Source organism: Gluconacetobacter dulcium (assembly GCF_014174165.1).
In the GTDB taxonomy this organism is placed as follows: Bacteria; Pseudomonadota; Alphaproteobacteria; order Acetobacterales; family Acetobacteraceae; genus Gluconacetobacter; species Gluconacetobacter dulcium.
Window position 1 is genome coordinate 1 of sequence record NZ_JABEQN010000013.1, and the last position, 21,302, is coordinate 21,302.

Here is a 21,302-nt window from a genome sequence, read left to right on the forward strand (position 1 = left end):
GCCAGAACCTGGTCCAGTACGTCGTCAGGGATCACGGGCTTCTTGCGTCGGGACATGATGCTTCTCCTTCTCCAGCATCACACCAAACACACGAAATTCAGGATAGGCCCGTGAAGATGGGCGTGAAAACAGGGCATTCGGGCATTTCCAGCCGGGTTGGCGGGGCTCCGGTCGTGGCGGCGGCGTTTCTGGACCGGAAAGTGCGGGGAATGGAACGGTTCCTGGCGTGTTCGGTATTGGCCGAGGCCCGGTTTTTGCCTGCCGTGTCATTGTCGCCACGGCGGCTGGTTTACAGGAACGCCATCATGATGCGGTGCAGATGGTCCGTGGGATCGGCCTCGAACGCGCCGCCGCCGGCCGATGTGCCGATCATGGCCAGCAGAGGCCCCGTGCCCGCGCCTCTGCGTGGATCGACCACCACCGCGCAGAGCGGACCTTCGGGCCGCAGGACCAGCACCCGGTCGCGCCGCCGGATCGGGATGGCGGGCGACACCGTCAGGATGGTGCCGACGCGGAAGACCGGCTCGAACAGGTCGGTATCCAGCGTGACGGCGTAGAGGTCGGTTTCGGTGGCGGTGGGCATGTCCCACTGGTCCCAGTGGCGGCCGCTGGGCAGGCCGGTGCCGTCGAACATGCCGGGATGGTCGAGATGGGAGAAGGGGGACAGGCGGAGGCGTGATCGGGCGCCGGCGCGGGGGGAGGAGGAGAGGGGATGGTGGCCGGTCGCGAGGCGGGCGAATGCCTCCAGGCTCAGGCCGGTGATGTCCAGCACGCGGGCCAGGCTTTCGGTGCCGGGCCAGCGGGGGCGGCCGGCGGCCGTGATGCGTTTGGAGGGATTGAAGCTGGTCGGGTCCAGGCCCGCCGCGCGGGCCAGGCCGGACGGCGTGAGGCCGCGTTCGGCGGCCAGCGTGTCTAGCGCGCGCCACAGATCGTCATGCCGGATCATGAGGGCGAGAGGATTTCCGATTCATGCCGGGCCACGCCCTCGGGCGTGGGGTGGTAGCGGCCGTGGGTGTCCTGGCTGGCCAGGCCCATGCAGGTCAGACGCGCCAGGCATGGCTGGTCCTTCAGGCCCGGCGGGCGGCCGGCCGCGCCGCTGAGCATCAGCCGGTGCAGGGCCGACCGGCAGCAGGTTTCCAGGTAGGGTTCGGTCCACATGCGGCGAGGATCGGCGTTTCCGGGGCGACTTGCAACCTTGTGCTATTGCGGCGAGCCATCGGTGTCGATGGCGGCTGGGCCGCTACAGGGTATGGATCGTGCGGTCGCCGTCGAGCAGGGCGAAGGTCTGGCCCGTGCGGGCAATGCCGCCGCTGCGGTCAACGAAGGACATGAGGCGGGTTGCGACCTTCAACTGGCCCGGAGTCATGGTGACCAGGAGATATCCTCTGTGCTGGTAATCGTAATGCAGGATATGCGGGTTTTTCGGCAGGGCCTGCACGATCGGTGTCGCCAGGGGGGCGGGCCAGAGGGAACTGATGGAGGTGCCGAGAAATTCGGGCATGATGCCGTGTTCCGGTCCGTCGTCGGCGGTGCGCACGACCTGTGCGATCAGGTTGGAATGCAGGTCGCCCGACAGGCAGAGAGGATTGGCGGGGCGGTATTCCGCGATCGTGTCGAGAATCCTCTTTCTGTTCGCATCATAGCCGTCCCAACTGCCGGGGTAGCAATAGGAGTCGCCCGCATGCGTCATGCGCAGCGGCGACATCAGCACCGTCGAGACCAGAATGTTCCAGCGCGAAGGCGTGGACCGCAGGCGATCGTCGAGCCAGGCTTCCTGCGTCTTTCCCAGCATGCTGCGCAGAGGATCGGCAGCGAAGGCCGGACAGGCTTTTTCATAAACACCGAAGGCGAAATGGCCGTCCGATTCCTGCCGGCACGGCGTTTCGACATCGCGATACTGGCGGGTGTCGAGCAGGTTGAGGCGCGCGAGGGTGCCCAGTTCGACGCTCCGGTAGATCTGCATCCGGTCGTCGGCGTGGCGGTAGGGCGCCCTGACGGGCAGGAATTCGTACCATGCCTGATAGGCTGCCGCGCGCCGCCGGTCCTCGTCCTGGGTGTGGGGCGCGCTTTCCAGGGCATCGTGATTGTCGGGCAGCAGAATGAAGGGGTGGGCCTCGTGCGCGGCCAGCAGGGCGGGATCGGTACGGTAGAGGGCGTGGCGCGCCCGGTAGTCGTCGAGCGTCATCGGCAGGGCGGTGCGATCGTGCCGGCGGACGCCGCCGCCCCTGGTCACGTCATAGATATAATCGCCGAGATGCAGGACGAATTGCAGGTCCTGATCCACGATATCCCTGTAGGCGTCGAAATAGCCGTTTTCCCAGTTCTGGCAGCAGACGACGGCGAACCGGGCATCGGTCGGGAGCGCGCGGGGCGCGGGCAGCGTCCGGGTGCGTCCGACCGGGCTGCGCTCGCCATTGAAGAAGAATGCATAATAATAGACACGATCGGCAAGAAGGCCCGTGACATCGACATGGACGCTGAAACCGGATTCCGGGCGGGCGTGGGCCGTGCCCGTACGCACGGGGTGAGCCAGCGCCCGGTCTTCGGCGATCAGCCAGCGGACCGGGACCGCCGTCGTGGCGAAGGGCTCGGGATCGGTCGCCGAGCGGGCCAGCCTGGTCCACAGGATGACACGGTCGGACAGCGGGTCGCCCGAGGCGACGGAAAAGGGAAAGAACGTGGCGCCATGTGCATACGCACCGGTACCCGAGACGCTGGAGGATAAGGCGGGGCAGGACAGCAGCAGGCTGGAAAAGCGCCTGCGGCCGAGGCCGGGTCTCGGGTGCGTGTGCATTGATGTCAGAACCCCGCCGATACGGTGACCATCGCAGAGAAGGGAGGCTGAAGATAATAGCTGGGCTGCGAACCGGCAATCGTGCTGCCATACACCCCCTGCGTCGTCCGCAGTGCGTTCGAGATGCCGTAGATCCCGTTTCTGAACTTCGCGCCCGTCAGGTTTTGCAGGTTGAGCTGGATTTCGGGCGATTTGATGATGCCGTTGCTTTTGAGCCGGTACCCGATCGCGATATTGTTCGTGATATATTGCGGGATGGAACTGTCGTTCATGAACGTCGCGTATTGCTTGCCGATATATTTGATCTGGCCCGATACCCAGAAATTGCCGTCGTCATAATCGAGCCCCAGACCGGCCTGGATTTTGGGGGAGCGTACGGCGATCTTGCCCGCCGTCGGCAGGTAGTCGGTGACCTGCCGTCCATCGCGCATGCCCGCCGTCCGGATGTCGCTGTCGATCGTCGAATGGAGATATTCGACGGTGGCATAAGGGCGAAGATGGTTCCAGACCGGCTTCAGCCCGATCTGTGCATCGACGCCGCGCGTAGTCTGGCCGCCGGCATTGGTCGTCGTGGTGATGGGCGTGGTGCCGAGGTAATAGCTGAGCTGCTGCTGGCGGTTGGTCAGGTTGTAATTGAAGAACGAGAGCGAGGCGACGAGCAGGCGGTCGTTGTACCGATAGCCGATTTCCTCGTGGATCGCGTATTCCGGGCTGCTCTGGCCGCCGGATTGTGTTTTGACGCCCGCCATATTGTAGAAATCGACGATGGACAGGTTCGACGGCATTTTTTCGCTCGTCGTTCCGGAAATATAGATCTGGTGATGCGGGTTGAAGAGCCACGACACGCCGAGTTGCGGCAGCGGTTCCGCACTGTGGATATTCTGGTTGTATCGGGCGCCGGGCGTGTAATTATACGTCCTGCGCGTCGTCATCGCTTCCTTGAAGCCCAGGTCCACGAGCAGGCGGTCGTCGAAATAATGGGCATGATGCTCGACGAACAGCATGTTCGTCTGGGTCAGGGTGAGGAAATCGCGCATGTTGTAGGGTTGGCCGTTCGTCTGGGTGATCAGGTCGCTCCGCCCCCAGATGTCGAAGACGTGGCCTGTCGCCTGGTCCATTCTGCCCAGGGCGTAGTTCATGTATTCATTGTCGTATTCATACCACCAGCCGATGACGGTGGAATTGTGGGCATCGGCGTCATATTTGACGGACAGCGTGTTGCCCGGCCGGAATTGGCGCTGGTTGGACGAGCCCAGGACCAGGGCGTGGCTGGCGCCGCCCAGGTCGAGCGTGACCGGGCGTGTGCCCATATAGGCGTTGCTGCCCACGGTCATGGCCCCGCTGCCGCCGCCGGTGCCGTACCAGAAATACAGGCTGTCATCGAGGGACAGGCGCGGCGTGATGTGAATATGGGTGGGCACGACCGCGATGACGTTGCGAAACGGGTTGTTGCTGGATTTGTACCAGTTTCCGCCGCTGAAATAGGCGGGGAAACTGGTGCTGTATCCGGTGGTCCGGTATCGCGACAGGGTCGGGTTGAGATAATTGCTGTTGATCTGATCGTTGTAGGATACGGTCAGGCCGGTGTGGCTTCCATTGTCGAATTCCTTCATGGCCTTGAAATCGTAATGATCTTTCTCGGCCTGCCCGCTGCCGCGCCACAGGTTGCCCTTGGTGTGGCTGAAGGCGAACATGGCCCTGATGCCGCTCTGTCCGAGATAGCCGGAATTCAGGCGGATATATTGGCGAAACGTGTCGTAGGAGCCGAAGGAGGCGTCGATCAGGCCGCCGAACTTGGCAGCCGGCGTCATCATCGTCGCCTTGGACAGGCCCGCCGAGGCATTGATCACGGGGCTGGAGATGTCCACCGAGCCGGGTTGCAGGGAAACCGTTTCCAGATCCTCGGCCTCGACAGCCTCGTTGGCATAGAAGGCCGCGTTGCCGGTGTCGTTCAGCGGGGCGCCGTCCAGCAGCCAGCCGACTTCCGTCTGGTCGAAGCCGCGTACGTTGACCTGTCCGGCATATAGGCCGAACGGGTCCTGGTCGGCGATATTCACGCTGGGGAGCATGCGCAGCATCTGTTGCAGGTTCGATGTGGGCGCCTGCTTGGCGATATAATCGCGCGTGACCGTCTGGATGGCCTTGGGGCTTCTTTCCACCCGAATCAGGCCGCCGCCGGGCTCCTGCGTTCGTCCGCTGCGGCCGGATACGAGAATGGCTTCGGGAACGGCCGGTCGCGGATCGCGCGTGGCGGTGGGGGCCGCGGCGGTGGGCCGCGTTTCGGGCGGGGCGGGGTGCGCCGGGGCGTACGGGTGGGTCGCCGGGCGATGGGTCGCTTTGTGGCCCCGTGCGTGCGCCGCACCGGTATCGGCTCGGCCATCCGGGGCGCCGAACGCGGCAAATACGGCCGAATAAAGAAGGGTTCGTCGAGAGCGTCGCATGGTCCGGGTCGTCCTGTGAGCAAGGATGGCGGGGCGGGTCAAGGGTGGCCACGCGCATGGGGGAATCGACGAAATGTCGTTGCGTCACACGTTTGACGTGGGCGGATTTCCATTTCAAGATTTTTTTCGGCTATCATGAATATGTCATAAACCGGGTGTCGGGCGCGTCTGCGGTGGACCACGGGGCCGGCAGGTGGCAGTCAGGGTTTTTCGGGCGTGCGCCGGAGGGGGCGGTCCGGCGGAGATGCCGGTGCGCGGGGTGCCTGTCCGGTGGTTGAGCCTTGCGGACGGCGTTGCCGTTCGATGGGCATCAGGCGATTTGGGTGACGAGGATTTCTTGAAGATACGGCGTGCCACGGCGAAAGACGTTGCCAAACTGGCAGGATGTTCGGTGTCCGCCGTGTCCCTGGTGGTTCGGAACCGGGATGGCGGACGCATCAACGGCGATCTGAAGGCGCGCATCCAGAAAGCGGTTTCCGATCTCGATTATCGCCCCAACAGTTTTGCGCGTTCACTGGTCAGTCAGTTGCCGTCCAGCATATCGGTCGTCGTACCCAGCATCAGGAATCCGTTCTTCGGCGAGATGCTGGAGGGCATCCTTCAGGTGATCGGCACGCGCTTTACGATCCAGCTTCATGTGCCCTCGGAAGATATGGATTATGGGATCGATATCGTCCGGGCGGCCCAGGAAGATAATATCGCGGGCCTGATCCTTGCCACTCCGCCGCAGACGACGCTGGATTCGTTTCGCCAGACCTGTCCGACCGTCATCCTGGACGCCTATACCGCCATGGATGTCTCGCGCATCGAGTTGAATGTCGTCCTCGCCGGGCATCAGCTTGGTCGGCATCTGGTCGAACTGGGGCATCGGAGCGTCGGTTATCTGGATTTCCTGCCTGACAAGGCGACGTTTTCATGCCGGCGGGAGGCGCTTGGGGCGGTCGTCCGGCAGGCGGGCGGCGCTTTGCACAATGCCCCGGCGCCCGCCGAATATCTCGATATCGAGCAGGGAGAAGCGGCTTTTTCCCGGTCGTGGCCGCTATGGGAAGCCGCCGGCGTGACGGCGATCGTGGCGGCGGACGATATTCTGGCCTATGGCATCATGAAGCGCGCCCAGGAAATGGGCATGACGATCCCGGACAGGCTGAGTGTTGCGTCTTTCAACGATATTCCGTTCTCCGCACTGGTGTCTCCCGCATTGACCACCGTGGATTTGCGGGCGCATGAACTGGGCCTACAGGCCGCGCGCGTGCTGCTGGATGCCATTGCCAGGGAGGTTTCCAGCGTCTGTACTGTCGATCCGGAATTGCGGGTTCGTCGCTCGACCGGCAGCCGCCGGGCCGGCCCGTAAGGGAGGCGCGGCGTCCGGGGGCTGCCGGGATGCGCGCGGCATGGAGCCGCTATCGGGTATCGGCCCCCGCGCGGGTATGGCGGGTCTGAAAGATGGCTGAACAGAAAAGAGCTTCAGAAGATCACCCGCAGGCGCAGGCCGAGGACGGCGAGATTCTTCACCCGTTTTTCGAGGTTGGGGTTGATGACGTACTGGGCGTCTGGCTGGACCCACAGGCCCTGGAGGACGTGGATGTTGTAGGTGGCTTCGATGACCGTCGCGGAACTCTGGGGCGTCAGGGCGTTGGCGGGCAGTTTTTTGCCGCGTTTGTAAGAGAGTTTCTGGGCCGCGACGAGCGTGGAACTGGCCGTGATGCGGTTGACCAGGAGACCGAACGTGTCGTTGGGGCGGCCGGGGATCATGCCGCGATCGGACAGGCCGACATAATATTGATGTTCGTACGGCGAGGCGCGCGGCGTGTTGTGCACATAGCCGGCCATGAGATACAGGCCCTCGTAGAGCCCGCGCCCATTGCGCAGGATCATCTGGTCCATCGTCGCCCAGACCTGGATCTTGCCGCGCGCGGTGCGGGCCGGCAGGCCGGTCAGCGGGATCGGGTTGCCGTTGATGTCGTCGTAATACGACGGGTAGATCGAGGAATCGTAGGCGGCGGCGATCTTGTAATGGCCGATCAGCGCGTGGGGGCCATAAACGGGAATGGCACCGATTTCAAAGGGAACATACACACCCGTATAGGCGCTGGTCGCGAATTCGAACCCCGTGCGGGTATAGCGGGGCTTGCCGATGCCGGCATTGACGCCATAGGCGCCGCCCTGCACATACAGGCCGTGCAGGGGCCAGAAGCGCAGCCGGCCGCCCAGCGCCCCGTTTGGGGTATTGGAGAAGCCGATGGACCCCTTGGTCTGGGTTTTCGGATTGCCGCATATGGCATTGTTCATGAACGTGCAATAGAGCGGCGAGGTCGAGAAATCGAGATTGACCGACATGTAGCCGAGCGCGATCTGCATGCGCTGGTTCAGCAGGTCCTGGGTGCCGTAGGCGGAGACCAGATGGGCGATGACGTTGCCGCCGCCGCCGTAGATTTCCTGCACGTTGACCAGTGAGCGATCGCCGGCATCGGTGGAGAGATTGTGCCCGGCGCGGTTGACGAGGACGACATGGGTATTGAAACCCTTCCAGCCCACCAGCTTCTGCCAGTTGAGATGGAGTTGGACCGCGACCTGGTGCGTATAGCCGGCCGAGCCGGTGACGTTGGTGCGCCCGCCATCGAGGATGATCGCGCTTTCGCCGACATAATCCAGCCCCAGGCCGATGCCCATGCCGGCCAGCCGGGTACGCAGGCCGTTCCATGTGCCATAGGCATGTTCGGTATTGGGCGTGAAGGGCGTGTTTTCATACGCCGTCGGGCTGTCGAGGAAGGAGGACGGGCCGCTGGGCGAACTCAGGCCCGTATAGGGCAGGGTGCGGGCCGCTGTCGCGGCGGGTGAGGATGTCATGAGGACAAGGAAGAGGCCGGCGATCGCGAGGCACGTCTTCCCCGTTCCCATACGAGGGGAAAAGGTTGAGAGGGACACGACAGTTTTCCTGTTCTTTGTGATGTCCGCGACATGACGGCCGTTATGCGGCGGTCATGATCTCGTTCTTCTGTTCATATGCGCGCGGGAGGGTGCCATGCTGGTCATGGCACCTGCCTTTACTGGGTCTGTTCGCCGGCATGTCGTACAGGGGACGTGCCGGCGGTCTTTTTGACCGTAATGTGCGCGCGCGGCCGGCCCTATGCCGGGTGCAGTAACGCGCGATAGCGGCGTGCCCGGTCGCGGTAGGACTGGCTGGCGCCGCGCATCATCGCCTCGTGCGCCGGGGTGACGGGGCCGACGAGCGTGGCCGGGCGGCCGCGAATGACCGAGCCGTCGGGGAAAATCCTGCCTTCCGGGACCAGGCTGCCGGCGGCGACCAGGCAGTTTCGGCCGATCTGGGCGCCGTTCATGATGACCGAGCCCATGCCGATCAGCGAGCCGGCGCCGATGCGGCAGCCATGCAGGATGACCATGTGGCCGATCGTGACATCCTCGGCGATTTCCAGCGGAAATCCGGGATCGGTGTGCAGGACGGAATTGTCCTGCACGTTGCTGCCGGCGCCGATGACGATGCGTTCGGAATCGCCGCGCAGGACGGCGCCGAACCAGATGCTGGCCGCCGCCTGCACCGTGATGGCGCCGATCAGCGTGGCGGTCGGTGCCACGTAGGTATTTTCGGCCGACAGGTCGGGGGTCTGGCCGTCATATTCAAACAGCATCTCGTTCCTCACTCCCGTCCAGCGAGGCCAGGGCGATGCGCGCGCTGGTCCCCGCGATATGGTCGCGCATGAGTTGTGACAGGCGCGCCCCGTCGCGCTGTTCCAGGGCGTCCATGATGGCATCGTGTTCCGCGATCGCGGTGGCCCAGTCGCGATCGTCCTTGCGCCGGATGAAGCGGCAGACATGGATGCGCGCCAGGATCTGCTGGTACATCTCCGACAGGGCCGGATTGCGGGCCAGGGCGAAGATGGCCTCGTGGACCTGCCGGTTCTGGCGCAGGTAGCGTTGTTCGTCGCGCCGCGCGTAGCTTTGCATCATCTCGTCGTGCAGTGTGCGGACGTGGGCGATGTCCTGCGTGCTGGCGCGGGCGCAGGCCAGTTCGCCGGCCACGCCTTCCAGCGCGCCCATGATCGGGAACAGGTTGTGGATATCGGCCTCGGTGATCTGTGCCACGACCGCGCCGCGCCGGGGCAGCAGTTCGACCAGCCCCTCCGACGCCAGGACCTTCAGCGCCTCGCGCAGCGGGGTTCGGGAAATGCCGAACCGGTCGCATAGCGCGCGCTCGGCGATCTTCTCGCCCGGCAACCAGCACGCCGTCGAGAATCATGCCGCGCAGGGCGGTGATGAGCGTGTCGTGAAGGTTGAGGCGCGGGACGATCGTGGGATCGGTCATGGCGGGCTGGGTCTCCGGTGGTCAATGACCATGGGCGTTGCCGAGCTTGTGGCCCGACAGGGGGGCGCCAGGGTTCGGTGTGCCAGGGTTCGGTGTGCCCAGGTTCGGCGCATCCGGGGTCGATGATCCGGGGGCGGCGTCGGGGCGCGACGGCAGGTAGTGGAACGCCAGCGCTGCGCCGACGATCAGCAGGACGACCGGGCCGTAGAACGGCAGGCTGTAGCTGTGCGACAGGTCGATGATCAGGCCGAAGGCGAACGGCGACAGGATGCCGGCGATGGCCGAGCCCGTGTTCATGATTCCGCTGCTGGTACCGGCATATTGGGGCGCCATGTCCATCGGGATCGCCCAGATCGGGCCGACAGTCAATTCCAGGAAGAAGAAGGCCGCCGACAGCGCGATGCCGATGGCGGTGAGATTATGCACGAACAGCGCCGGCAGCAGGCAGAGCATGGAGCCGATCATGCTGGCGATGATGACCTGGCGCCGCGCCTGCGGCAGGTTGCCGTGGCGGCGGTACAGATAGTCGGTGAACAGGCCGCCGCAGGTATCGCCCACCACGCCGGCGGTGAAGACGCCGAACGAGAAGATGGCGGTGTGCTTCAGGTTCAGCCCGTAAGCCTGCACGAAGAAGGACGGCAGCCAGGTGATGTAGAGCCACAGCGTCCAGTTGTAGCAGAAATAGATCAGCGTGGCCGGCATCATGGCGCGGATCAGCGCCCGCCACGGGATGGACGGTTTGGCGGCGCCCGTGCGGGGCGTGTCGATGACCGGGAGTTCGGCCAGTTCGGCGGCGGTGACGCCTGGGTGGCTGGCCGGGCGGTCGCGGAACATGAAGGCCCAGGCCAGCGTCCAGCCCAGGCTGACGCAGCCCAGCGCCATGAAGGCGCCGCGCCAGCCCAGCCACAGGGCGATCATGACCGTCAGCGGCGGGGTGAGCGCGTTGGCCAGGCGCGATGAGGAATGCATCATGCCCTGGGCGTAGCCGCGTCGGGTGGAGGGAACCCATGCGGCCACCGCGCGCGTGGCGGCGGGGAAGGTGGCGCCCTCGCCGATGCCCAGCAGGACGCGGATGGCGATCAGCGAGAGCAGGCCGCCCACCAGGCCGGTGAGGATGGTGGCGACACCCCAGATGAGGCCGCTGATGACCAGCGTGCGGCGTGGGCCGAGGCTGTCGGCCAGACTGCCGCCCGCGATTTGCAGCAGGGCGTAGGGATAGCCGAACGCGGACAGGGCCAGCCCCAACTGAACGTTCGACAGGTGCAGGTCGCGTGCCATCAGGGGCGCCAGCGTCGAGATGTTCACGCGATCGACATAGGTGATGAAATACATCACGCACACCAGCCCGAAGATGCGGCCCGGCGCGGTGGTGAGGGTGTGACGGATATAGGCGGTCGGCGTCATTGTCTTGCCGTGGAACATGGTCGGCCTCGTTTCTTGTTTTTTTTGAGTGCGCCGTCGCCGGTCCCTTTGGGGAGCATGGCCGACGCGGCGTTTCATGGCCTTTCACAGAACGGAGTACTGTCCCCCCTGTTCTGCCGGAATGCTTGTAGCACATCGGCATTATGAATTATGAATGCAAAATACCAACACCCGTTCAATCACGAAAACGGGATAAAAGACGGAGGGCCCTTTCATGGACAGCACGCTCCACTCTCACGACACGTCGGCGACGCAGGACCGTAGGGACGACCCGGCGGGCGGCCATGACGCGCGGCCGGGCGCGGCGGGGGGCCGCGCGCTGCCGCTGGCCGGAATCCGGGTACTGGACGTGACCCAGGTGATGGCCGGGCCGGTCTGCACCATGCTGCTGGGCGACCTGGGGGCCGACATCATCAAGATCGAGCCGCCGGGGACGGGCGACCAGACGCGCGGGGCCATGGGGTTTCGCATGAAGGGCGATGACAGCATGGGGTTCCTGAACATGAACAGGAACAAGCGCAGCATCGCGCTGAACCTGAAGAACCCGGCCGGGCGGCAGGTTTTTCTCGATCTTGTGAAGACGGCCGATATCGTCGTGGAGAATTATCGCCCCGGCGTGGTGCGCAAGCTGGGCATCGATTACGAGACGCTGGCGAAGATCAATCCGCGCCTTGTCTATGCCAGCATCTCGGGCTTCGGCCAGACCGGGCCGTGGGCCATGCGGCCGGGATTCGACCTGATGGCGCAGGCGATGTCGGGCGTGATGAGCGTGACCGGGCACCCTGGCGGGCCGCCGGTGAAGGCGGGCGTGCCGGTGGCGGATATCGGCTGCGCGCTGTTTGCGACCTATGCGATCCTCGCGGCCTATATCGGCTGCGAGAAGAGCGGGCAGGGGCAGTTTATCGATGCCTCGCTGTTCGACTCGGCGATGGCGTTTTCGATATGGGATATCTCGGAATATTGGGGGAAGGGGACCATCCCCGAGCCGTTGGGGACCGCCAACCGCATGAGCGCGCCCTATCAGGCGGTGCGGGCGTCGGACGGGTATTTCGTGATGGGGGCGACCAACCAGAAATTGTGGGTGAAGCTCTGCAATGAACTGGGGCGGGCGGAGCTGCTGGACGATCCGCGCTTTGCCACCATTTCCGACCGGCTGGCCAACCGGGTGGTGCTGATCGAGGAACTGGAAAAGACTTTCATGACCCGGCCCTCGGAGGAATGGGTGGAAACGCTGCTGGCCAAGGGGATTCCGGCCGGGCGGATGAATACCTATCCCGAGGCGTTCGAGAGCGATCATGGGAAATTCCGCGAGATGAAGATGGAAATTCCCCACCCGGTGGAAGGGACGATTCCCAATATCGGCTTTCCGGTGAAGTTGCGCGGCACGCCGCCGACCGTGCGCCGGCCGCCGCCGCTGCTGGGGGAGCATACGCGCGAGATCCTGGCCGAGCGCGGCCTGTCGGACGAGGCGATTGCCGGCCTGACGGATGCGGGAGCGTTTGCGTCATGAACGGTGTGGCGGAGCGGGAGGAGCCCGTTGCCGGCCGGGTGCGGCTGACGATCGAGGGCGAGGTGGCCACGATCGTTTTCGACCGGCCGCAGGCACGCAATGCCATGACGTGGCAGATGTATCGCGACCTTGGCGAGGCGATCGAGCAGATTGATACGACGCCGGGCCTGCGGGTGGCGGTGCTGCGGGGGGCGGGGGGACAGGCTTTTGTCGCCGGGACCGATATTGCGCAGTTTCGCGATTTCCGCTCGGGCGAGGATGGCGTGGCGTATGAGCAGGGGATCGACCAGTGCATTGCGCGGCTGGACCGGATTGCGGTGCCGACGCTTGCGGTGGTCGAGGGCTGGGCGGTCGGCGGGGGGCTGGCGATTGCCAATGCCTGCGATTTTCGCATCGCGGCGGCGGGGGCGCGGTTCGGCGTGCCGATCGCCCGCACGTTGGGCAACTGTCTCTCCGGCGCCAATCTCGCCCGGCTGGAGCGCACGCTGGGGGTAAGCTGGGTGAAGCGCATGACGCTGCTGGCCGAGATGCCGGCGGCCGAGGATCTGGCGGGCATCGGGTACCTGCATGCCATCGTGCCGGCCGAAGAACTGGAGGCGACCGTCGTCAAGCTCTGCCGACGGATCTGCGGGCATGCGCCGATCACGATCGCGGTGACGCGCGAGGCGTTGCGCCGGCTGGGAGAGAGCGCGGTGCCGGAGATGGCCGACCTGATCCGGCGGTGTTACGGCAGCGCGGATTTTCATCGGGGGGTCGCGGCGTTCGGGACCGGGGCGCCGGCGCAGTGGGAGGGGCGGTGACGCGGGCGCGGGCCATTCGGCCGTAACGGGCGGTCTGGTCTGGTCTGGTCTGGTCGTAGCCGTGGAGGCCGGCGCGGGCGTGGGTGTTCATGTTCGCGGCCGGGGAGGAGGGATGCGTGGTCTGCTCCCCTTGCCTTTCCCGGCCCGCTCGCGTAACAAAATGAGAATTGTTCTCATTTGCGTGGGCCGTCCGACCAAACGGTGCGGCGGGAGAGGTGTCCCTTGGGGGGAAAGCCTGAATTGCTGGCCTGCTATCTCTCCAATCGCGGGCAGCTTCTTCATTATGCCGGACGGATCATGGGGGACACCGCGCTGGCCGAGGATCTGGTCCAGGAGGCATGGCTGCGTTGTCATGGGATGCATCCGGAGAATCCCCTGAGTTTCCTCTATCGTGTCATCCGCAATCTTGCACTGGACAGGCGTCGCCGGGCGGTTCGCGAGGACCAGCGTTTCGTGCGGATCGAAGGCAGGGCCATGGAGGCGATCGCGGCGGACGTTCCCGGCCTGGAAACCGAACTGGCGGCCCGCCTGGAACTCGAACGGGTGATGGAATGCCTTCGGGGGCTGCCGGACGTGACGCAGCAGGCGATCATCCTGTATCGTTTCGACGGGCTGAAACTGCGCGAGATCGCCCGGATACTCGATATGTCGATTACGCGCGTGCATGGGCTGGTCGCTGACGGGATGGAACGCTGCCGCCTGGCGTTCGATTCGACGGAATAATGTCGCGTCACGGTGAAAAAACACACGCCCCGAACGTGTCGAGTATCGAGGGGACCGGTTTTGCCATACGAAACCCGCGGCTGGTCTTCGGGGGGAACAACGCATGAGTGGCGACGGCGGGGGCGATGGCAGGGGGGACCTGTCCGCCTGGCCACGGCGTGCCGTGGAATGGCATATTCTGCTTCGCGAAGAGGATGACGATCCCGAGGTCGTGAAGCATTTCGAGATGTGGCGGGCCGCCGATCCGGCGCGTGACGCGGAATGGCGGCAGGTTGTCCGAACCATGGGCCTGCTCAAGGCGATCCCGGACGATGCCCTGCCTGTTCCGGTGCCGACGATGCGGACCTATCGAAGAAAGCGCTGGAGGCGCCGCCTGCCGGGGATCGGCCTCTCCGCTCTTGCATCGGTGGCGGCCGCGGCCGTCGCGATCCTGATCGGGCCTGAGATGATGGTGCGCTGGCAGGCCGATTATGCGACGGGACGGCAGGAAACGCGCACGCTGGAACTGGCTGATGGCAGCCGGGCGGTTCTCGCGCCCGAGAGCGCGGTGGCGCTCGATTTTCTGGACGGGCATCGCCATGTGCGGCTTCTCAGGGGAGAGGCCCTCTTTACGGTGCGCCATGATGCCGCGCGCCCGTTCTCCGTGCTTGCCGGGCGCCTGACGGTTACGGATGTCGGCACGGTGTTCGATGTACGACTGGGCGGCGGGCATGAGGCGACGGTGGCTGTGCGGGAGGGGCGGGTTTCGGTGCAGGAGAACGGCCTGCGGGAACCGGCCGTCTTTCTCGGTGCCGGGCAGGCGGCGACGTTGCGCGGTATCCATCTCGCCACGCAGGCGGTTGACCCCGACGAGGTCGGATTGTGGTCCACCGGCATCTTCGTGGCGCATGATCTGCCGGTGGCGGAGATCGCGGCGGCGCTGCAAGCCTATGTGCCGCGTGGCCGGCTGTTCGTGTACGGCGCGGAACTGCGGGTGGAACGGGTGACTGGAACGTATCCGCTCGATGAGCCCGATCAGGCATTCGAAACGCTGGCACGCGGCCAGAAAGCCCATGTCATGCATGTGACGCCGTGGCTGGCGGTCATGAGCCGCTAGGGCGGCCCCTGTTTGAATGCGTGCATTCGAACGGGGCGGAGGTCTGTAAAAACAATGGACGACAGCAGTTCACCGAACCGGTTTTCGATGAATTGCTGTCGTTTTTTTTCTGAAAAATGCGGAAAAAGCACCCTGTTCGGACGTGTTGAAGGTTAGGGATGATAGAGAGTGAGAGGCATTCTCATCATTCGGCATGAACCTGAGAGGCTGTTGAAAAGTCGCGCCGGATCGCAGGCTGGGTGACTTTGCAGGCGGCCTCTGACGCACGACAGCCGAAAGGGGCGAAGACAGCATGTCACGAGTATGCGGGAGGGATTTCTTCTCCTTCAGGGGCTTGGCGCACCGGGCCGTTATCCTGACCTCATCCACCGTTCTCGGCGGCATCGCATTGTATCCGGTCGCGTTGCGGGCCGCGTCCGCCAACCAGGCGGAGAGCGTCAATTTTCATATTGCGCCCCAGTCTCTCGCCACGGCGTTGACGACATTCGGCACGCAGAGCGGCTGGGCGGTATCGGTTCCGCAGGAACTTCTGGCGGGGTTGCAGAGCGCAGGCTTGCGGGGGGCGCAGTCGCCGTCCGCCGGGCTGGCCAGGCTGCTGAACGGCAGCGGCCTGACCTATGAGATGACCGGCAGGCACAGCGTGATCCTGCGCCGGGCCTCTTCCACGATCACGCTGGGGCCGGTGCGGGTGGGCGGGACGTTCGCGCATCAGGACCCGACCGGGCCGGGTGTCGGCTATGTCGCCGAGAACACCCTGGCGGCGACGAAAACCGATACGCCGATCACGGAAATACCCAACTCGATCTATGTCGTGACCAAGCAGCAGATGGTGGACCAGCAGGCTCAGCGCCTGACTGACGCCCTGCGCTACAGTCCGGGGATCTTCGCCGAGCCGCTGGGAACGTACAGCGCCGGGGCGTCCGGGTCCGGTATCAAGCAGCGTGGCTTCGGCACCTCGGAATTCGTCGATGGATTGATGACGCAATCCCAGTCGGCCACGGAAACGGCTTTTCTGGACCGGATCGATGTGGTCAATGGCCCGTCTTCCGTCATGTATGGCCAGACCACGCCGGGTGGCATGATCGGCGTGAGCCTGAAGAAGCCGACCGCGACCCCGCTGCATCAGGCGACGCTCGGCTTCGGCAACTGGGGACGATATGAAGCGACGCTCGATGTCAGCGACAGGATCACGAAATCGGGGAATGTGCGCTACCGGATCGCAGCCATAGGCGTGACGCAGGGTACGCAGATGAATAACGTGAATTACAGGCGTGTCGGCGTTCTGCCCTCCCTTACGTGGGATATCGATCCCAGGACATCGCTGTCTCTTATCGGGGAATATATGTACACCCCCGAGATCGGCGTGGCGCAGACGGCCTATTCGCTCTACGGCACCGCCTTTCCGGGCACGAAAGGCTATCTGTCGCGCAGCACCTTTCTGGGTACGCCTTCTTTCAACGACAATCGCGCCACGGATGCGATGTTTGAATATCAGTTCAAACACGAGTTTAATAAATATATAACATTCGTGCAGAATTTTCGCTGGGAGGATTCCTGGCGTTCCACCCAGTACATGGTTTTGAACCAGCCGATTTCAATGTCGGAAATCCGCAGGAATCCATGGGCGTCCAGCGGTGCAAACCGAACTGTGGGCCTCGATTCGCGGCTGATGGGGCATGTCGATACCGGGCCGGTGTCGCATACCTGGATCGTGGGGTCCGATTTCCGGCAGATCAATAGTACCGGGCTGTATCAGACCGCAGGATCGTACAACGTCGTGGATGTCTATAATCCGCGCGCTTACGATTTCACGCCCTGTCTGGCGACGCCCTGGAGATGTCCTAACCCGGCTTATATCCAGAATTTATCCTATTTTCAGGAAGGCGTCTATTTCCAGGACCAGATGAAATGGAACAGGTTCTCGATTTTGCTTGGCGGCCGCCAGGATTGGTATAACCGAACCTTTGTTGGCGGGCAGCGTAATTATCATGTCGGTGGTGGCAGTACGGCGACACTGAACGCGCCCAATACCGTCTCGCAATCCGCGTTTACCTGGCGTGCCGGGCTGGTCTATAATTTCGACTTCGGGCTGGCGCCCTATTTCAGCTACTCATCCTCCTTCAACCCGCAGTTCGGCACGACGGATTACCTGAACCGCCCGTTCGCGCCGCTGACCGGAAAGCAGTTCGAGGCCGGTCTGAAATACAAGGTGCCGGAGCGGGATATCCTGCTGACCGGTTCCGTCTTCCATATCGAGGAAAACCATTACCTCGTCACGGACCCGCTCCATCCGAACTTCAGCGCCGATGTGGGGCGGGTGCGGTCGCAGGGGGTGGAGCTGTCGGCCAGCGCCAATATCACGCCGGATCTGCGGGTCGTCGGTTCCTATACCTATACCGACATGCGCTTTGCGAAATCCAACCTGAAGACCAATATTTTTTACCCCCGGACGGGAACGTTCGGCGCGGCGGTGCCGCAGCAGGGAAAATATGTCGAAGGCGTGCCGCGCAACATGATGTCGGTCTTCTTCGACTATACGTTGCCCCGGACTGTCGCAAAGGGATTGGGTATCAATTGGGGGGTAAGATATACGGGCTTCACTTATGACGATCCGGCCAATTCCTATAAAATGCCACCTTATCTTCTGTTCGATATAGGCGCGCATTACGATTTCGGCGGGTTGACACCGGTGCTGAAAGGATTGCGGGCGCAGGTGGCGATTTCGAACCTGACCAACAAATATTATGTGACGACATGCGGCACGTACCAATGCTACCTGGGGCAGGGGCGCAGGGTGTACGGCAACCTGATGTACAGTTGGTGACGGGCGTGGTGGAGCGAGCGGGCGCGGCTGTACCCCGGCGCGCGGATTCGGATCGATCTTCACGGTGGGTGGCGCGTCTGGCCGGCCTTTTCTGTCTGTGCGGCGTGGTCTTTTCTTCCACCGCTTCGGGCCGCCCGGTGACGTATCGCGCGGTGGTGCGCTGGACCGCGCACGATATTCCCCATGTCAAAGCAGACGATTTCGCGGGGCTGGGCTTCGGAGCGGGCTATGCCTATGCGCGCCTGAACCGCTGTCTGCTCATGGAGACGGTGATGACCGTGCGGGGGGAGCGGTCACGTTTTATCGGGCCGGACCGTCCCGCCGGGCCGGGCGGGCGCGCTGGGTCGAACTTGGAAAGCGATATGTTTTTCAGGTTTTATTTCGATATGGACCGTCTTGGGCACGGTTATCGGCGGCAGAAGGATGTGTGGCGGCTTTTGAGCGGGTATGCGGCCGGTGTCGATCTTGCCCTGTCGAAGCCGGCGGCGCCGCGCCCCTGCGGCGGTGCGCGGTTGGCGGGGCCGGTCACGGTTGATGACGTGATCAGAATGATTGCGCAGAAGGCGGTCTTCGACACCGCTTTGCCGCTTTATCCACAGATGGTTCGCGCGGCTCCGCCGGGGGTGGCCACGGTAAAGGGGGCGGTGCCCGACCCGGTTCCGCCCGTTCCGGCGGCCCACGGGGAGAAGGAGGGAAGCAATGCCTACGCCCTGGGGGCGGCGGTGACGGAAGGGAAGACCGGGTTGCTGGTCGGCAATCCGCATTTTCCGTGGGATGGGCCGAACCGCTTCTTCGAGATGCACCTGACGATACCGGGCCGGTTGGATGTCATGGGCGCGGCGCTCGGGGGACTGCCGATGATCAATATCGGCTTCAACAGGGATGTGGCGTGGTCGCATACGGTTTCCACCGATCGACGTTTCACCTTTTTCCGTCTCGCGCTCGTTCCCGGCCATCCGGACCGGTATGTCGTCGATGGCAGGCCGGAAGCCATGACGCGGCGTGTCGTGGAGATCCCGGTATTGACGCCGGGGGGAGCGACGGAGATTCGCCGGCGGGTGATCTATGAATCGCGCTATGGTCCGCTGGTCTCGATCGAAAGGCGGGGCATGCGGTGGACCGACACGGAAGCGTATGCTCTTGCCGACAGCGAGCGGCGGAACACCCGCATGATCGCGCAATGGCTGCGGATCGATCGCGCCGTTTCCGCCGCCGACCTGCTTGCCGGCCTGAAGGCGGTACGTGGGTTGCCATGGGTCAACACCATCGCGGCCGATCGTCTGGGGCAGGCATTATATGCGGATGAATCGATCGTGCCGGATCTGCCCGACGATGCCGATCCCTCATGCTTCGTCGGCGGGCGTTCGCCAGAGGGGGTGCCCGTGATGGATGGTGCCCGCAGCGCGTGCGACTGGACCCGGCGCGGCGTGCTGCCGGCCCGCGACATGCCGGTGGCGCGGACGACGCGCTATGTCTTCAACAGCAATAATTCTCCCTGGATAACGGGGGCGGAGCCCGGTTCTTCCTCCGTTCCGGAAATCGTGGGCGGCAAGGGGACGCCGTTGGGTTTGCGTGCGCGGATGAGCCTTGTCTCGTTGCGACGGTTGACGGCGGCGGGTCCGGTCAGCCTCGATCAGGCCGAGCATATGATTCTGGATAGTCGGAACTATGCGGCGGAACTGGCGGCTCCCGCTCTGGCGGCACTGTGTGGAACGGAGCCGCATGATAGGCCGGTTTCCGCCGAAGCGTGCCGTGTTCTTCTGGCATGGGATCGGACGGATCGGCCGGACAGTCGTGGAGCCGTGCTGTTCCGGGCGTTCTGGACAAGGGCGCATGAGATTCCGGATTTATGGCGTGTTCCGTTCGATCCGGACGCTCCGGCCGATACGCCATGCGGGATCGCGTTCGCGCGTGCATCCGTGCATACGGCTCTGCGGCAGGCGCTTGAGGGCGCGGTGGACGAGTTGACGCGATTTCATATTCCGCTCTCCGCGCCCCTGTCCCGCGTGCAGTATCGTGCAACCGGGGCTGGGGGTATTCCGGTGCCAGGTGGTTCGGGCATGGAAGGGATTCTCAATGTCGTCGGGTTCGGGGCGCTCGGCGGGGCGGGCTACGCCAATGAGAACATCATGGGAACGAGCTATCTGCTGGCCGTAACCTGGAAAAAGGGGCGACCCGTGGCCGATGCCTTGTTGACCTATGGACAGTCGGACGATCCGCTCTTGCCGGCTTACGCGGATCAGACCGATCTTTTCTCGATGGGGCGGATGGTCAGGCTTCCGTTTGAAGAAAGCGCGATCAGGCAGGACCCGTCTTTTGCGATCGAGGAAGTGCGGCAGTGAAGGGACGCGCTCCGTTGCGGTGATTGCCCCGCATTGCCGGTGCGATGGGAGGGGTACGGGGGAAGTTGTTGCCAGCGGGGTTTTGAACCGCTTCTAGCGGGGGGAGTCGGTGATGACCTCCCATTGTCCGTGCCGGCGGCAGCCTTCCAGGGGGCCGGCGGTTTCCGTCGCATCGTTGATGTCGACGCGCAGGGAAAATGTGCCGCAGGGGCCGTTGGGGGCGCCGGACATGACGACCGTGCCGCCCCGGCGCCCGTCGGTGCTGCGCCATTGCTGCTCCTGGTCGGGGTGGGCGTTGGCGCGTTCGGTGGCCGCCCTCAGTCTTGCCAGGTCGTTGCCGTTGAGGTTGGCGCGCGCCAGGTAGCTCATGGGGGCGGCCAGGGTGCGGTCTGCGGGCAGGGACAGCCGGACGGTGTTGTTCAGCCCCATCAGGACGATCTCCTCGAACGGCAGCCTGACATATTTGGTCAGGTAGTCGGGGATGGTTTCCAGATAGACTTCGAGGTCGGCGCGGAATTGGGGGGTCGCGTAGCCGCCATCCAACGGGCCGTGGTAGAAACCGAGCTGCTTCAGGGCACTCTGGATTTTCCACTGGGATGGAGAGCCCGGAAGCTGGTCGTCGGGCGGCATGGGGACGGGGGCGAGTTTCGGGCGTTCGTCCGCGCTTTCAATGCCGGTGGGCGGCGTTGGCGGGGTCGGGGCGGGCCGGGACGCGTGGTGGGATGACGGGTGGGGCGATGACGGCAGTGACGGCGCCGGGGATGGGGGTGACGCTGGCTGTGACGGCGGCTGTGACGATGGTTGGGGCGCGGCGGCCGAGGGCAGGAACGGCTGCATGATGCCCAGGGTGGACAATGTGAAGCCGGCGGCGTCGGCCGGGGAGGCCGGCACCGTCTCGTGCAGCAGGACCATGCAGAGCAGGGCGGCGAGGGGGCGGCGGCCCCGGTGCGACGAGCGGGCCGCCCCGCCACTGGTGTCGGCGACGGTTTTTCGGGAGAGAGCGTCTGAAACCGGCATTCTGGAAGTCAT

General features: G+C 64.2%; 16 protein-coding genes. 7 read left to right on the top strand and 9 right to left on the bottom strand.

The features are described from left to right. Nucleotides 1-289: 289 nt before the first annotated feature. From HLH25_RS11270 to HLH25_RS11285, 4 genes are all read right to left on the bottom strand, one after another. Nucleotides 290-946, bottom strand: a complete 657-nt coding sequence (locus HLH25_RS11270) for a helix-turn-helix transcriptional regulator (RefSeq protein WP_182974159.1) — start codon at nucleotides 944-946, stop codon at nucleotides 290-292. Beyond that, the gene (locus tag HLH25_RS11275; protein ID WP_182974160.1) at nucleotides 943-1,158 is read right to left on the bottom strand and encodes a hypothetical protein; all 216 of its coding nucleotides are present in this window, start codon (nucleotides 1,156-1,158) and stop codon (nucleotides 943-945) included. Before HLH25_RS11275 ends, HLH25_RS11270 begins: the two co-directional genes overlap by 4 nt. Before the next feature lie 82 nt (nucleotides 1,159-1,240). Then, a complete protein-coding gene (locus HLH25_RS11280; protein WP_182974161.1) occupies nucleotides 1,241-2,794 on the bottom strand; it encodes an alkaline phosphatase D family protein in 1,554 nt (517 codons plus the stop codon). Nucleotides 2,795-2,799: 5 nt separating this feature from the next. Further along, nucleotides 2,800-5,235, bottom strand: coding sequence for a TonB-dependent receptor (locus HLH25_RS11285; protein WP_182974162.1), 2,436 nt, complete (start codon nucleotides 5,233-5,235; stop codon nucleotides 2,800-2,802). A gap of 244 nt (nucleotides 5,236-5,479) precedes the next feature. Between HLH25_RS11285 and HLH25_RS11290 the strand changes: the two genes are divergently transcribed. Beyond that, nucleotides 5,480-6,586, top strand: coding sequence for a LacI family DNA-binding transcriptional regulator (locus tag HLH25_RS11290; RefSeq protein ID WP_246402079.1), 1,107 nt, complete (start codon nucleotides 5,480-5,482; stop codon nucleotides 6,584-6,586). A 113-nt stretch (nucleotides 6,587-6,699) separates the two neighbouring features. On the opposite strand, the gene HLH25_RS11295 is transcribed toward HLH25_RS11290, so the two are convergent. The 4 genes from HLH25_RS11295 to HLH25_RS11310 form a co-directional block, all read right to left on the bottom strand. After that, on the bottom strand, nucleotides 6,700-8,160 hold the full coding sequence (locus HLH25_RS11295) for a carbohydrate porin (protein ID WP_310889094.1): 1,461 nt from the start codon (nucleotides 8,158-8,160) through the stop codon (nucleotides 6,700-6,702). A gap of 200 nt (nucleotides 8,161-8,360) precedes the next feature. After that, nucleotides 8,361-8,882 (bottom strand): gamma carbonic anhydrase family protein, encoded by a 522-nt coding sequence (locus tag HLH25_RS11300; RefSeq protein ID WP_182974163.1) that lies wholly within the window; start codon nucleotides 8,880-8,882, stop codon nucleotides 8,361-8,363. Next, on the bottom strand, nucleotides 8,872-9,468 hold the full coding sequence (locus tag HLH25_RS11305; protein ID WP_246402050.1) for a GntR family transcriptional regulator: 597 nt from the start codon (nucleotides 9,466-9,468) through the stop codon (nucleotides 8,872-8,874). The genes HLH25_RS11300 and HLH25_RS11305 overlap by 11 nt, the downstream gene beginning before the upstream one ends. Nucleotides 9,469-9,577: 109 nt before the next feature. Then, nucleotides 9,578-10,978, bottom strand: a complete 1,401-nt coding sequence (locus HLH25_RS11310) for an MFS transporter (RefSeq protein WP_182974164.1) — start codon at nucleotides 10,976-10,978, stop codon at nucleotides 9,578-9,580. Nucleotides 10,979-11,192: 214 nt separating this feature from the next. Between HLH25_RS11310 and HLH25_RS11315 the strand changes: the two genes are divergently transcribed. From HLH25_RS11315 to HLH25_RS11340, 6 genes are all read left to right on the top strand, one after another. Further along, nucleotides 11,193-12,488 carry a CaiB/BaiF CoA transferase family protein gene (locus tag HLH25_RS11315; RefSeq protein ID WP_182974165.1) on the top strand — a complete coding sequence of 432 codons (1,296 nt, stop codon included), beginning with the start codon at nucleotides 11,193-11,195 and terminating at the stop codon, nucleotides 12,486-12,488. Next, nucleotides 12,485-13,288 (top strand): enoyl-CoA hydratase, encoded by an 804-nt coding sequence (locus HLH25_RS11320; RefSeq protein WP_182974166.1) that lies wholly within the window; start codon nucleotides 12,485-12,487, stop codon nucleotides 13,286-13,288. Before HLH25_RS11315 ends, HLH25_RS11320 begins: the two co-directional genes overlap by 4 nt. A 222-nt stretch (nucleotides 13,289-13,510) precedes the next feature. Beyond that, a complete protein-coding gene (locus tag HLH25_RS11325; RefSeq protein ID WP_182974167.1) occupies nucleotides 13,511-14,011 on the top strand; it encodes an RNA polymerase sigma factor in 501 nt (166 codons plus the stop codon). Nucleotides 14,012-14,114: 103 nt separating this feature from the next. Then, nucleotides 14,115-15,107: a FecR family protein gene (locus tag HLH25_RS11330; protein WP_182974168.1), complete on the top strand. Its 993-nt coding sequence runs from the start codon at nucleotides 14,115-14,117 to the stop codon at nucleotides 15,105-15,107. Between the two features lie 292 nt (nucleotides 15,108-15,399). Beyond that, nucleotides 15,400-17,931 carry a TonB-dependent siderophore receptor gene (locus tag HLH25_RS11335; protein ID WP_182974169.1) on the top strand — a complete coding sequence of 844 codons (2,532 nt, stop codon included), beginning with the start codon at nucleotides 15,400-15,402 and terminating at the stop codon, nucleotides 17,929-17,931. A 68-nt stretch (nucleotides 17,932-17,999) separates the two neighbouring features. Further along, nucleotides 18,000-20,273 carry a penicillin acylase family protein gene (locus HLH25_RS11340; protein ID WP_182974170.1) on the top strand — a complete coding sequence of 758 codons (2,274 nt, stop codon included), beginning with the start codon at nucleotides 18,000-18,002 and terminating at the stop codon, nucleotides 20,271-20,273. Between the two features lie 93 nt (nucleotides 20,274-20,366). Here the strand turns inward: HLH25_RS11340 and HLH25_RS11345 are convergent, their stop codons facing one another. Further along, nucleotides 20,367-21,290: a hypothetical protein gene (locus HLH25_RS11345; RefSeq protein WP_182974171.1), complete on the bottom strand. Its 924-nt coding sequence runs from the start codon at nucleotides 21,288-21,290 to the stop codon at nucleotides 20,367-20,369. Between the last annotated feature and the right edge of the window lie 12 nt (nucleotides 21,291-21,302).